The sequence below is a fragment of the Vibrio sp. ABH4_348 genome, assembly GCF_056159765.1.
This window is the reverse complement of the sequence record NZ_JBSWVW010000001.1, coordinates 1888484-1902260: the sequence shown is the minus strand read 5'-3', so window position 1 is coordinate 1902260 and position 13777 is coordinate 1888484. Positions and strand designations below refer to the sequence as shown.

At 42.2% G+C, this 13777-nt stretch carries 14 protein-coding genes; 8 read left to right on the top strand and 6 right to left on the bottom strand.

Annotated features, from left to right (window positions below; translation table 11 throughout):
• Window positions 1-200: 200 nt before the first annotated feature.
• The 3 genes from ACXAFJ_RS08705 to ACXAFJ_RS08695 all read left to right on the top strand — a co-directional run bounded on the left by ACXAFJ_RS08705 (window position 201) and on the right by ACXAFJ_RS08695 (window position 2013).
• A complete protein-coding gene (locus tag ACXAFJ_RS08705) occupies window positions 201-1043 on the top strand; it encodes a pentapeptide repeat-containing protein (protein WP_475322822.1) in 843 nt (280 codons plus the stop codon).
• Window positions 1044-1496: 453 nt separating this feature from the next.
• Entirely contained in the window at window positions 1497-1751 is a 255-nt protein-coding gene (locus tag ACXAFJ_RS08700) for a type II toxin-antitoxin system Phd/YefM family antitoxin (RefSeq protein ID WP_475322821.1), read from the top strand.
• Window positions 1744-2013: a Txe/YoeB family addiction module toxin gene (locus ACXAFJ_RS08695; RefSeq protein WP_005464459.1), complete on the top strand. Its 270-nt coding sequence runs from the start codon at window positions 1744-1746 to the stop codon at window positions 2011-2013. Before ACXAFJ_RS08700 ends, ACXAFJ_RS08695 begins: the two co-directional genes overlap by 8 nt.
• Window positions 2014-2301: 288 nt before the next feature.
• Here ACXAFJ_RS08695 and ACXAFJ_RS08690 read toward each other — a convergent pair whose 3' ends face one another.
• The 4 genes from ACXAFJ_RS08690 to ACXAFJ_RS08675 all read right to left on the bottom strand — a co-directional run bounded on the left by ACXAFJ_RS08690 (window position 2302) and on the right by ACXAFJ_RS08675 (window position 8539).
• Window positions 2302-5418: an error-prone DNA polymerase gene (locus ACXAFJ_RS08690; RefSeq protein WP_475322818.1), complete on the bottom strand. Its 3117-nt coding sequence runs from the start codon at window positions 5416-5418 to the stop codon at window positions 2302-2304.
• Window positions 5419-5442: 24 nt separating this feature from the next.
• Complete coding sequence (locus tag ACXAFJ_RS08685; RefSeq protein ID WP_475322817.1) at window positions 5443-6930, bottom strand: Y-family DNA polymerase; 1488 nt, start codon at window positions 6928-6930, stop codon at window positions 5443-5445.
• A gap of 3 nt (window positions 6931-6933) precedes the next feature.
• The gene (gene imuA, locus ACXAFJ_RS08680; RefSeq protein WP_475322815.1) at window positions 6934-7662 is read right to left on the bottom strand and encodes a translesion DNA synthesis-associated protein ImuA; all 729 of its coding nucleotides are present in this window, start codon (window positions 7660-7662) and stop codon (window positions 6934-6936) included.
• 136 nt (window positions 7663-7798) lie between these two features.
• Window positions 7799-8539 carry a YciK family oxidoreductase gene (locus ACXAFJ_RS08675; protein ID WP_475322814.1) on the bottom strand — a complete coding sequence of 247 codons (741 nt, stop codon included), beginning with the start codon at window positions 8537-8539 and terminating at the stop codon, window positions 7799-7801.
• 80 nt (window positions 8540-8619) lie between these two features.
• Between ACXAFJ_RS08675 and sohB the strand changes: the two genes are divergently transcribed.
• The gene (gene sohB / locus ACXAFJ_RS08670; protein ID WP_475322813.1) at window positions 8620-9684 is read left to right on the top strand and encodes a protease SohB; all 1065 of its coding nucleotides are present in this window, start codon (window positions 8620-8622) and stop codon (window positions 9682-9684) included.
• A gap of 195 nt (window positions 9685-9879) precedes the next feature.
• Window positions 9880-10353, top strand: a complete 474-nt coding sequence (locus tag ACXAFJ_RS08665; RefSeq protein WP_475322811.1) for a hypothetical protein — start codon at window positions 9880-9882, stop codon at window positions 10351-10353.
• A 101-nt stretch (window positions 10354-10454) separates the two neighbouring features.
• Here the strand turns inward: ACXAFJ_RS08665 and ACXAFJ_RS08660 are convergent, their stop codons facing one another.
• Window positions 10455-10805 carry a hypothetical protein gene (locus tag ACXAFJ_RS08660; RefSeq protein WP_475322810.1) on the bottom strand — a complete coding sequence of 117 codons (351 nt, stop codon included), beginning with the start codon at window positions 10803-10805 and terminating at the stop codon, window positions 10455-10457.
• A gap of 513 nt (window positions 10806-11318) precedes the next feature.
• On the opposite strand from ACXAFJ_RS08660, the gene ACXAFJ_RS08655 reads away from it, so the two are divergent.
• From ACXAFJ_RS08655 to ACXAFJ_RS08645, 3 genes are all read left to right on the top strand, one after another.
• On the top strand, window positions 11319-11873 hold the full coding sequence (locus tag ACXAFJ_RS08655) for a nucleotidyltransferase family protein (RefSeq protein WP_475322809.1): 555 nt from the start codon (window positions 11319-11321) through the stop codon (window positions 11871-11873).
• Window positions 11874-11907: 34 nt separating this feature from the next.
• Window positions 11908-12414 carry a HEAT repeat domain-containing protein gene (locus ACXAFJ_RS08650; protein ID WP_475322807.1) on the top strand — a complete coding sequence of 169 codons (507 nt, stop codon included), beginning with the start codon at window positions 11908-11910 and terminating at the stop codon, window positions 12412-12414.
• Window positions 12415-12488: 74 nt separating this feature from the next.
• The gene (locus ACXAFJ_RS08645) at window positions 12489-12806 is read left to right on the top strand and encodes a VOC family protein (protein ID WP_475322806.1); all 318 of its coding nucleotides are present in this window, start codon (window positions 12489-12491) and stop codon (window positions 12804-12806) included.
• A gap of 20 nt (window positions 12807-12826) precedes the next feature.
• Here ACXAFJ_RS08645 and ACXAFJ_RS08640 read toward each other — a convergent pair whose 3' ends face one another.
• Entirely contained in the window at window positions 12827-13672 is an 846-nt protein-coding gene (locus ACXAFJ_RS08640; RefSeq protein WP_475322805.1) for a LysR family transcriptional regulator, read from the bottom strand.
• Window positions 13673-13777: the final 105 nt, after the last annotated feature.

Genomic DNA, 13777 nt, shown 5'->3' with positions numbered 1-13777 from the left:
ATGTCCACTTTGTTTTGAAATGTGTAGCGATTTTGCGACTACACTCTAACGTGAGTGAATGATAACTTTATGTATTTCATGGTCTTATATGCTAGTCTGAGGGAGGTATCCACAAGCCCAAAACGATGCCTGTGGACGGATTAGTTGGAAATTTCGTCTTTGAATAATTGTTATTTGTGTTAATGGAATATCATTCGAGAATGATAAAGTTAATTAATAAAACTCCCCTTAGGGCAGTCACATTCCTGTTTTTAACAACCTTATTCATGGTCGTATTTATTACATCATGCTGGGAGTTTGTTAGTGGCAATATTTTCCCCGATACTACGTTAGGTATATATAACAAAGATTTCTGGGAAAATGTTCTAGTCGAAGCTCACGGGATGGTTTTTGATATTCTAATTATCGGTGTTATCGTTGTTTGGCTAGATACAAGACGAACAACCTACAATGAAAAAAAGTCTATGCTCAATGAGTTGAGTGATATGTCTTACCTAGATTTACCAGAAGTTAATCATCGAAAAGTTGGTATGATTCACCGGCTGAATAATTTAGGTGTAATGACTTTCAATGTGGAAGAGTTGATAATCACCAAAGTAAGAATTAAAGGTTTGCACTCAGATGGTTCTAACTTAAATCATCTTAAAACTGTCGGTTCTTCGATTAGCGGTACAGACTTTATTGGAACTTCACTCTTTCGAGCGGATTTTTCTGAAGCAGAGATTAAATCAACAAAGTTTATAAGTTGTGAAATGAAAAAGGCTGTATTTATCAACTCCAAGGTTCAGGGAGTTGATTTCTCCAACTCGAACCTAGAGAGAGCGCGCTTTATGAACACAGACCTACAAAATGCAATTTTTAAAGGCTGTAATCTACGAGAGGCAAACTTTGAAAACGCAAATCTCAGAAATGCAAATTTAAAGGGTGCTTTGTATGTTAAAGCAGAGAATCTCTTAAAGGCAAAAAATTTAGATTACATCGTAGTCGACGCTGATATGAAAACAAAACTAAGGGATTTGGGCGCTAAAGCTAAGGGAATCTAGTGGGAGGCAAGAGGGGAATTGAACCCCATCACTACAACGACTTTTTCGAGGTAGCTGACCAACATCGCGCCACTGATACGAGCAATATAACATGGTTTTTTTTATAGTCAACAAAACACACATGAAAACAATATGAGGACAGCCACTCCAATGTGAGCGTTTGCAATATCTCCACATCCAACGTCAGTTTGGGAATTGTTGAGAATCGGCTTAGATTTGCAGCGATTTAGTTGCCTTCATCAGCCGAAGCAATGTGAGGACAGCCACTCCAATGTGCTCCAATGCGTGCGTTTGCAAAATCTCCACACACTAACGTCAGTTTGGGGTTTGTTGAGAATCGGCTTAGATTTGCAGTGATTTAGTTGCCTAGTGAGTATCGTATGTTCAACTAACTGTACAAGTTGAAGTCGCTAGATTATACTTGTTCAATTAAATGAACATGTGGAGGTTCTTATGAGAATCGTATCTTTTACTGAAGCTAGAAATAGTCTCAAAGCGGTTTTAGATGGTGTCGTGAATGATGCTGACACAACTATAATTACTCGCCGTGACTCTGAAGATGCAGTTGTTATGTCCCTAGACTATTACAATAGCCTAATGGAAACAGTTCACTTACTTCGCTCGCCTCAAAATGCGGAGCATTTAAATCGTTCAATAGCGCAGTATCGTGCTGGTAAGGCAACAGCACGAGAGTTAATTGATGAGTAGTAGTCAACGTTTACTATCTTGGACTGACGATGCTTGGGATGATTACCTGTACTGGCAAACTCAAGATAAGAAAACCCTAAAACGCATTAATAAGCTTATTAACGATGTTAAACGCTCTCCATTTGAGGGCATTGGTAAACCTGAGCCACTAAAAGAAAACCTATCTGGTTTTTGGTCTCGTCGTATTGATGACACAAATAGGCTTGTTTATGCCGTAGATGATCAAGCAATCACAATAATTTCGTGTCGTTACCACTACTAAATGGCTTCGTCGTCAGGCAACTAACAAATAAGGATTAAGCGCTGCGCAGCCAGCGTTAAATCCCGAGTCCGGTTGGAGAAGCCAGTCATACCTGTCTTATCAATGTTTTATCGATACTCTAACGTCTTTTTTTCCGTCTTCTCCTCTTCGTGACATGATGGCCACTCTCTTTATTTTGTTCGCCTTTCGGCTAGCTCGGTCGACTTGTAGTAAAAATCGCATTGGCTTTAGCTCTTTCTAAACTAAATCGAAAGCGCAATGTCGGACTAATCCTCTAATTTCAGCCTACTAATGAAATTCCCTCGAGTCTGTTTTTAAGCCTTCTAGCTCATGAGTGAGGTCAATCATTTTGCCTGCAATTACATGTGTGACTTTTCCTTCGCGTTCCAAGATTCCTTTTACTTTTAGCACCTTGGCGGTCAGATACGCTTTTTTTTGCGCCCGTGCTGTTGCCCCCCATACCACCACGTTAATATTCCCAGTGTCGTCCTCTAAAGTAAAAAACGTTACGCCTGCAGCGGTACCCGGTGATTGTTTTCCGGTGACAACGCCAATCACGGTAATAAGAGACTGATGGGGCACAGTATGCAAATCTTGATGGCGGGTAAATCGTCCTAATCGGCCCGCTTTATCTAATAGGCCAATAGGGTGATGCCCCAGTGATACCCCGGTGGAAGTATAATCTTCCAACATGTCTTGTATGTTGGAAGGCTGAGTAATCACCGACGTATGACTGGATGAAGGTAGCGGTTCATTGAGTGATTGGGTTGCGGTTGAATCTTGCTCGTGTTGCTGAAATAAAGGCAAATCATCTAGGTTATCCATCATCTGCCATCTTGTTTGAAAGCGGTTATGGCTCAAAGTACGCATCGCATTAGCCGAAGCGAGCGCTTCCAAATCCTTGCGATTTAAACCGATATGTTTGAGTGATTGAGTGTTGGAGAAGCCCGCTTTTGGTCTGGCATGCAGCAAGTGCTTAATTCCGTCTTTAGAAAGCCCTTTGACAATGCGAAGCCCAAGCTGAACAGCCAGCTTATTACTGTGACTTACGATGATGTGATCGTACTGAGACTGATTAACGCAGACGGGGAGGATACACAAACCGTGGCGCTGTGCATCTTGCAATAACTGAGAGGGACTGTAAAAGCCCATGGGTAAGCTATTAAGCAAGGACGTATAAAACGCTTCGGGATAATAGTACTTCAGCCATGCGGAACAATAGGCCAGAACAGCAAATGATGCTGAATGACTTTCAGGAAAACCGTATTCACCAAAACCACAAATTTGATCAAATAGCTGTTTGGCAAAACTTTCTGGGTAGCCGCGCTGGGTCATGCCATCAATGAGTTTGTGACGAAACTTGGCTAGGTCGCCATTTTTTTTCCATGCGGCCATTGCGCGGCGTAATTGGTCGGCTTCACCACCTGTAAAACCTGCTGCGACCATGGCGAGTTTAATCACTTGTTCTTGAAAAATAGGGACGCCCATGGTGCGAGACAAGACATCTTTCACTTCTTCAGAGGGATAACTGACAGGTTCTATGCCATTACGCCGTTTAAGAAAGGGGTGCACCATATCGCCTTGAATCGGACCGGGGCGCACAATGGCAATCTGAATCACCAGATCGTAATAACAAGCCGGTTTTAGCCGCGGTAACATGCTCATTTGTGCTCGTGATTCAATTTGAAACACTCCCACTGTATCGGCATTTTGTAGCATGGCGTAGACGTTTGGGTCATCTTGCATTCGCGTGATTTGAGCAATGGATAGCTCTCGCTGATGCCACTGTTTGACTAGCGAAAAACATTTGCGAATGGCGGTCAGCATTCCCAGTGCTAAGACATCTACCTTCAATAATCCAAGACTTTCTAGATCGTCTTTGTCCCACTGAATCACGGTTCTATCAGGCATGGTGGCATTCTCAACGGGCACAAGCTCGTAAAGCGGACCAGAAGAAATAACAAAACCACCGACGTGTTGAGACAAGTGACGAGGAAAGCCCAGAATCTCGTTAACTAAGTCAATAAATTGCTGTCCTTTGAGCGAATTAGGTTGCAGCCCCAATTCTACAATTTGAGCTTGCCAACCAAGAGAGCGATCGCGTCGATTAACATTTTTAATGAAGTAATCGAGCTGAGTTTCTTCTATGCCTAACGCTTTACCTACATCGCGTACCGCACTTTTAAAACGGTAGCTGATGACAGTAGCGGCCAGTGCGGCACGCTCTCGACCGTATTTTTGGTAAATGTATTGGATAACTTCTTCACGCCGTTCGTGTTCAAAATCGACGTCGATATCGGGCGGCTCATCGCGCTCTTTGCTAATGAAACGTTCAAACAATACAGAGATTTGTCTTGGATCGACTGCGGTGATCTCTAAGCAATAACACACCACAGAATTGGCAGCGGAGCCGCGACCTTGATACAAAATACCTTGCTGCTTGGCAAACATCACGATGTCGTGGATGGTTAAAAAGAAGAAGGGATAATTGAGCTCTTCAATCAATGCCAGCTCTTTTTCTATGGTGTCATTGATAGTACTAGGCACACCTGTAGGGAAGCGGCGCTTTTTGCCAATTTCGACCAGCTTACGCAAGTAACTATTTGGTGTTTCTCCATTAGGAATCAATTCGCTGGGGTATTCGTATTGCAGCTTACTCAAGCAAAACTCACACAAGTTCGCGATATGAACGCTTTCTTCTAACCATTTTTGAGGAAATACTTTGTTCAGCTTGGGTAAACTGCGCAACGTGCGCTCGGTATTATTAAGTAGATGATGACCAAGTTGATGAACAGGCTTGCCCTGATTAATGGCAGTCAGTACATGTTGCAAAGGTTGGCGAGTCGCGGTGTGCATTAACACCCCACCACAAGCGGTAATAGGTAAGGTCAGTTCTCGTGCTAAAAGCTTACAATGATCTAGAAAATCTTGGTCGTTCGCTTGTAAGTGTCGTTGAACACCAATCCAGAGTCGACCGTGGTGATTTTTTGTCAGCCATGCTCCCCAGTGTTGGTCGGATTTTTGATAGCTGGGCAACCAAATGACCAAACAGTGTTTTAGTGACCAAATATCCCACTCTGAGACTTTGTACTCACCTTTATCGGCGCGTCTTCTTGCATTGGTGATGACGCGACACAGTTCGCCATAGGCTTGACGAGTGGGGCACAGCAACACCAATTGGCACTCGCTATTGAGGTGCATCATGCTGCCGACAATCAGCTTGGTATTGAGCTTTTGCGATTTTTTCGCTGTGTAAGCACGCACTACGCCCGCAACAGAGCACTCATCTGTGATGGCGAGTGCATCATAACGAAGAAAGTTGGCTTGAGTTATTAACTCCTCGGCGTGAGACGCGCCGGTGAGAAATGAGAAATTACTTTGGCAAAACAGCTCGGCATAGCTCATGGCGATCACACCGTCACCGCAGGCTTAGCAGAACTGGCCATGCAGGAACCACTTTTTAGCTTGATTGCGAAAGATCCATAACCATTCGCCATTTTGTGCGCGGGCAATATAGTAGTCACGAGTCATGTCTTTACCATCCCACCAGCCGGTGCTGATGCGTTCTGGCCCTCGAATAATCGACACCTTGTGCTGCAATGGTTGTGGCTCATTGAGCAACATGCTTGGGCGCAGTCGAGTGGATAGCGTGCAAGAGTGGGGGGATTGCTGAAGCTCAATAGCAGGATTGGCGGCAATTGACCCGAGTTCAGGTCTGGGGTCGTTTGCCATTAAAGTTTGGCTGACTCGTTCTGTGCCCATTTTAGCTTGCAGTAAACCAATTAACTCGAGTGGTGTTTGTTGTCCTTGTCGACCTGAAAACATATCTAGGCTGGTGGACTCTAAAGGACCACTGCGAGTTAGAGTTAAGGTCAAGCTTTGTACGGCTGCTTTGAGGGTGAGTGATTCCATAGTGAGTTGGCATAACGTCATCCAGCGCTGGGCCAAATAGTCACCACTGGCAGAAGTGAAGACGACGCCATCATCTTGCTCACGTAAATGCAGAGTTAACGTAAATTCATAGGCGACTTGGTTACGCAGAGTGAGAAAGGCCTCGGCTTTTTTCAGTAACTTAGATAACGGCTTTTCCAGCCATTGCACGTTATCGAGTTCATACAATAGAGGCAAATGGCTTTGGAACTGCTCTGGGGGGCGTGAAAATATCAGTGGATGTTTAAATTGCCCCATTAACCGACCAATATAGTTCACTAGGTCAATATCAAAGCGCCTTGCGATATCTTGCATCGGCAGTGCGAGCAGCTCATTTAACGTATTAATCCCTACACGGGTTAAGGCATCTTGGTGTTTTTTGCTTAGTTCGGTTGCTTGAATCGGGTAATTGCCTAGCCATGTTTTGAGCTGGTCTTTATCTTCACATAAAACATCGCGCCCTGACTTGGCAAGTAACATGGCGCAGTAAGGGGAAAATCCAGTCGAGAAGTGATAACGCACTTCGCGGTGAGCAAGATGAGCTTGCAAAGTCTGCCAGTAATCGGCCAACCCTCCGTATAGGGTTAGCATATCTGAAACTTTTAAAATCAAGCCATTGGGTGGCTCAAGGCAAATATCAGACGTGACCAAATACAGCCATTGGGCGATTTCTTGTAGTGCGTGTAATTCATGTTGTTCATCGTAGGCATGCACTTGTAGTTCAGTACATAAAGCGGAGGCGCTGCCTAGCCCCATACCAAGTTGAATTCCTTGCTGTTGAGCTGGGCTATTCATTTGCTTAACTTGATGCGCTTTGCCATCAATAATCACAAGCGGGTGTTCTTTAGCGGTATCTTCTGACTGCGTATGTACTTGTGGATCTGTACTGGTTGTATCGAGTTGATCTTGAGAACCACACTTGGGCTCAGCTCGAAAGTAAGTATCAAGCTGTAAATAAGGAAAGTGAAGATACAACCACAGCGCCATACGCTAGCCCTGCTTTCTCATGGGGAAAGACACCACATTGCTAAACCCGGCGTGAATAGGCGTGGAGTGGTCAAGCTCAAGATCAGGCTCAATGGTTTTAGGCTCTAGGCATAAGCTTGGCCAGAGTGAACGCATGTCTATGGTGAATTGACCTCGTTTCCAGCCGCCTTTGCGTTTGCGAATCTGTGCCTGCAAACCGAACTGATGAGGTTGTAACGACAAGCTCAGACTAACTGGCAGAGAAAACAGTGATTGGCTCTGGCTAGCAAATACAAAGTGCAGTGCTTGCCCAGTCTCACTGGCTACTTGTAAACGTCGGGCCTGGTGAATCTCCAATTCAGAATTCCACAATAGTACGTGACTACATGCGCCACTTTTTAAGCATTGCTCAGCGGCCCATAGTGCTTGCTGCTCATTTTCAGGATGAAGGATTAAGGTGAGTCTTGGGTTGAGTTTGTGGTGGACTAAAAACTCCGCGCAAACTTGTCCCGGCGGTTGGATAAACACCATAAGGCGCTCGCCTTGATTATGCTGAATATGGGGCAGCAGTAAGCGCAGTTCTCCAATGCCAATAGGAGAATGTATCTCAACCACACCGAATTCGGGAAAACCGCCAGTAAGGTGTTCATCCAGCTCGTGATATCCAGTACTGGAAGAGGATCCTTTTGCTTCGCATTGGGATCCTTGCCATAGCCATTGCTTGTTTTTTAAGTGCTCTATCAGTTCATACATAACAAATATCCTGTATATATATACAGTATATTTAAAACCTATCGAGCTGCAAGAGGGAAAAACAAATCACCATAAAAAACGCCTTGCTGTGTTAGCAAGGCGTTGAATTAAAATATGAAAAAATAATCGCGAGTAATTATTTAGGCTGGGCGTTGATACACTGGCCGTTCACATCAATTCCTTCTGGTGCCATCAAATACAGGTATAAGGGAATGATATCTTTCGGTGTTTTCAAAAGATCCGCATTTTCGGCAGGGAAAGCAGAAGCGCGCATCGAAGTGCGAGTACCACCGGGGTTAATCGCATTGACTTTGACATTGGTGTCGCTGAGCTCATCGGCAAGGATTTCCATCATACCTTCAGTGGCAAACTTAGACATAGAGTAAGCGCCCCAGAAAGCGCGGCCTTTGTTACCAACACCGGAAGAGGTAAAGACTAAACGGGCATCGTCGGATTTTTTCAACAATGGTAGTACCGCTTGAGTCAGTAAAAACTGGGCTTTGACGTTGACTTGCATGACATCGTCATAAACGTCTTCTTCAATTTGATCAAAGGGACTGATCACACCAAGAATACTGGCGTTGTGTAGTACGCCATCCAAACGACCAAATTGATCTTCAATGGTTTCTACCATATCGATATAGTTCTGCTTGGTTGCACCTTTCATGTCGAGTGGAATGATGGCTGGTTGAGGGTATCCAGCAGATTCGATCTCGTCGTAGACCGCTTCTAGCTTGGAAACGGTTCGTCCCAAAAGAACAACGGTGGCTCCGTGCTCTGCGTAGCTAAGTGCTGCTTGCTTACCAATGCCATCACCGGCACCTGTGACCAAAATAACCTTATCTTTCAAGGCATCAGATGAAACAGAATAATCCACCCTAGTATCCTTTGTAATGCTTTAATTCTTCGTGACAAGATGGTTACAATACACCAATTCAAACGTCAGGGGATAAGACATTGGAATTTTTATGGGAATACGGCCTGTTTTTGGCCAAGATTGTGACTTTTGTGATCGCAATAATTGCGGTGCTAGTCATTGTTAAAGGCTTAAGTGGTAAAGGGGCTGGTGGTGCAAAAGGCCAGTTAGAAATTACCGATTTAACCGAACAACACAAAGACACAGTTCACCATCTTGAAAGTCATCTACACGATGAATCTTTCCTCAAAGCCCGTGATAAGGCAGAGAAAAAAAGCGAAAAAGAAAAACGTAAAGCCACAGAAAAAGAAACCAAAAAAGCGGCAAAATCAGGCGAACTTGATGATAAGCGTGAACCTCACGTATTTGTGCTGGACTTTAATGGCAGTATTGATGCAAAAGAAGTGGCATCACTTCGTGAAGAAGTTACGGCCGTTTTGGCGGTTGCGAAAGAAGGTGATGAAGTTCTGCTGCGTTTGGAATCTGGTGGCGGCATGGTTCATGGTTACGGATTGGCGTCTTCACAACTTGACCGCATTAAAGCCGCTGGACTGCCACTAACGATCTCCGTTGATAAGGTAGCCGCGAGCGGTGGTTACATGATGGCCTGTATTGCTGACAAAATTGTCTCAGCACCGTTTGCAATCGTAGGGTCAATTGGTGTGATTGCTCAGCTTCCTAACTTCAATAAACTACTCAAGAAAAATGATATTGAATTTGAGCAGTTAACGGCAGGTGAATACAAACGTACGTTAACCATGTTTGGTGAAAATACCGATAAGGCACGTGAAAAGTTCAAAGAAGAACTGGAAGAAACGCATACCTTGTTCAAGACGTTTGTTGCCGAGCATCGTCCTGATTTAGATCTCAGTAAAGTCGCGACAGGTGAACATTGGTTTGGTACCCAAGCGAAAGAGCTAGGTCTTGTTGACGAAATCAAAACCTCAGATGATTTAGTCGTAGAAGCGTGTAAAGAGAAAACCGTGCTGTCTATTCGTTACGTTGAGAAGAAGAAAATCACCGATAAGTTAGCAGGTGTTGCTGGTGACGCTGCTGATAATGTGTTGATGAAACTGATTAATCGTGGTCAACGTCCGATAGTATAAAGCTTTGCTGTTAAGCCGAACAAACAAGACGCCACCTAATTTCAGGTGGCGTTTTTTTGCGACATAACTCTTGCTCAATAAATAGAAATGTATTTGTTTTGTATTGTTATGTTTTAATCGGTTCGAAAGTCTTTCGCTTAACAACCCGTATTAACAAATGGCTATTAATTTGAATATGACAATCAAGGATGAAAAGTGGTCTACGCGTTGATTATTGCTTTAGGGTTAGTTGCCGCTTTTCTACTATTGCCTGTATTTATTTATTCAATCACATCAGGTGAGAGCAAAAAAGGTCACTGGTCGTGGTACATTCAGAAAGAGAATATCATTCCATTAATTAGTCCAGTAATGATGTATTTGAGTTCTGAAAACTATATTTCAAACTCTATAATTGGAGGTGATTGGTTCACACCTGGTGTGTCTGGAGTGGCTTTTTGTTTACTTTTGATAAATTTTATAATTAACACTGTAAGTAAATCATTACTTTATAAGAACAAGTTTGCACTTAAACTGGCAGGGACTGTACTACCAGTTCTTCTCTTAAATGTTCTCTATTTCATGGGTTGGATGAATTTTTGGATTGTGTTCTTTGTTTCTATTGTGCTGATGATGTTTCTTGGAGGGTATTATATAAGTACTCTTGCACAGGCTGAATGTGACTCAGATTAGGTGTTACTTTCCAAGCATTCTAAATGGTAATACTTAATTTTCAGTAGTTCCAACTTCCCCTTAATGAGGAAATTGGAGTGCTACTTAAATACATCTTCTTATTAGAACTGCGGATCAAAACCGAGCTCGATAAAGGCTTCTCTTGGCTTGTGGACCACAATCGCTCTTTCAGATAGAGGGCGTGCTTCAAATTCTAATCCTAATATTTCTAGTGAAATCATGCCTGTAGTGGCATTGACGATAAAGTTCACTACATGCCCGCGCTGTACCACTCCAGTCTTAGTAATATCCATATTGTGCCAATCAAGAGTTTCACCAGTTACGCCAACAAATGGTGCTTCATAGCCACCTTCCGTTTCATCCATGGCTTGGATATCTAAAAACATGCCGTATGAAAAAAGAAGTAAAGACGCCAAGCCAACTACAGCAAAAAAACGGGTAAGAAAAGTCATAATGTTCTCCCAAAAAACGTGTTTAGTTTAATCAGTCAGTTAGATTGAATACTCAATGGCAAATAATGTAGTTAGATTTCTAACCATGGTCAATGGTTAAATTTCTAACTAATTTGGGTTTAATGAGTAATTTCCTATAAGTGATTGTTATGTGGTAAGTATTTTATCTTGGTTGAATACCATTTTTTAGGTAGGCTGCGGCTTAGTTTGGCATTTTAATTGGAAAGGTATCTTGAAGAATTTCGTATGCATTTCCTACTACTTTGATTCAAGGATTAGATTAGATACATGGTGAACAATCAGAATAATGAGCCACAACTTCTGCTGCTAGTTTGACAACTCTACTACGGAGCTCTTTGGGTGTTAGGCGATTAACTAATTCTAAACTCGGGGTATTTGTGTATAAACGAGCAATTTTAACTCAAGTATGCTACGTGGATGACATTGCTTATAAATTCGATGAAGATTTATAGTGATGTGTTGTATTGATTTAAAATACATTATGGGTTTATCGTGGAAATAGAACTAAAGAAATTAGTAAAACGCACTCCAGAGTTAATAGAAACTGCTATTGCCTGTAACGAAGTTGGCCTCCCCAACTATTTCATCGCTGGTGGTTCAGTCACACAGTTGATTTGGAATACACTGACAGGAGAACCTGCTCTGAATAATATCAAAGACATTGATATTGTTTACTTTGATAAAGATACTATAAAAAGTGAAGAGTCCTTTAGGGGACAAATACAAAGGTTGGTGACACACCCAATCCCAATTGATGTTGTCAATCAAGCAACAGTACATGAGTGGTTCCCCAAGAAATTTGGTCGAGAGATTTCCCCATATTCACGAGTAGAGCAAGGAATCGACTCTTGGCTTTCGGCATTTGCTATTGGTTTCCGACTCAATGAAAATCAACAAATCGAGATTTACGCTCCTTATGGATTGGAAGATGCATTTGATAAAAAGGTTAAGCCAAATCGTCAAGTCATGAGCAAGGAAAACTATTGCAATATGGTCAAGAGTTACCAAAAACGCTGGCCAGATATAACGGTTGAAACATGGGTTTGAACTCCCAATCAGAATAAACACGAGTCTTGTTTGAATGAAAGAACTACGCCATGACCTTGGCCAATGGGATGGTAAATCGGTTGCGGACATCTCAAAAATTTACGAAAATTACAGTACTGAACCTAGCTTTGTCTCTGATTTACTCATCTTATGTATGGATGAAGCATTAAGTGCAGGCAGTTCCTGGTTAATCAAACATCATATTGAAAATGGTGGTCAACTTACCAATCAACAAGGGAATACTTTGTTAACTCAGTTACCACATTCTCAAGACTGGGAAACAAAGCTACATATACTACAAATATTGTCTAGATTTGATATTTCTCCCGAATTACGCCAGATCATTGAACCATTTTTACGAGATGGAATGTCGGATACTAATAAGTTGGTTAAAGCATGGTGTTATAACGGCTTATATGAACTTTCTGTTCGGAATCCTGAATTACAAATTGAAGTTCTCGAATTATTAAAACAAGCACTTTTAACAGAACCTGCTTCAGTCAAAGCTAGAGTGAGAAACCTTTTAAAAAAGGGTTTTTAGCTATTTTAATCTCTGATTTAAATTATCAATTTTTAGTAGTAAAAACTTAATGTTAGGTATTCGATGGAGAAAAAATGAAACTCTCATTACTTGTTCTACGTTGTCAGAATATCGAGGTCAGCAAACAGTTTTACACTGACTTAGGCTTAGACTTTATAGAAGAAAAACACGGTGAAGGGCCAAGACATTATTCTAGCGAGTTTAATGGAATGGTGTTAGAGCTGTATCCTAATCAAGGGCAAGCACCGCAAGACAACAACCGTCTTGGTTTTTCAATAGCGGATATTGAATCTGTCACTCAGAAAGTCGGTATTCAAAGTACCTATCAATATGATGGCTCAACCATTTATGTCACCGTCGACCCAGATGGACGAAAAATAGAGTTGAGCTGACTTTCAAGAGTCTGTCACTCTTAATCTGGTGTACTTGTTGGAATACACCCAATAGCGTCTTGCAAAAATTGAATTAACGCTCGTGTTGCAGGTGACAGCAGTGGCCATGCTTCGAAAACCAAAAACATATTGAGATTGAGTTCATCTTCAGCTTCTGTAGGAATAATGGCTAACTTTTCGTCTTCGATATAAGGTTGAACGAGTGGCTTAGGTAACAACGCAATGTCATTTCCTGACAAACAAAGTTGAAGAGTGGTCAACATATCACGTGAGAAAAGGTTCGGCTGTCTCTTAGGTTTTGGTAATAGATTAAGAGGGTCCAATATTGGTTGGGTTTGAATACTGGGCTGTTTGTTAACCTTGTTAGAGGATACAAATAACATAGGTATTGTTCTCCACGGGCGACTGACTAAATCTTGCGACTCAACAACGTTTCCTCGGATGGCAATATCAATATTATCGTGGATGAAATTATTAACGTCATCTGAGGCAAGAATTTCCATGCTGACATCAGGATGTAGGCTAGCAAACTCTTGTAACCAAAGGGTCAAGGAATTGTCGGGCATCAAAGCTGGCACAGATATTCGAATATGCCCTTGTAACGCTCGTTTATTTTGAATTTCATCGATTGAACTATCCAATAACTCGAGTGCTTTTTGACTCGCTTGGTAGAAAGCACTTCCTTCATAAGTAAGCTCGATTTTACGTGTACTTCGTTTAAACAAACGTGTTTGAACAGATTCTTCTAGTTGAGCAATCCTATTACTTACCGTCGCTCTAGGCACATTCAGTTGTCTTGCGCATGCCGAAAAACTGCTGAGTTCAGCGGATAGGCAGAAAGTACGTAACGTATCTAAATGAGTCATATTGTCAAAAAATACTAAACAGTTTGTTTTATTTTGACCATCTAGTTTAACAGTAACCAATCGGTATTCTAGCCCTCGTAGACAAAATCATTGAGAGGAAAAATC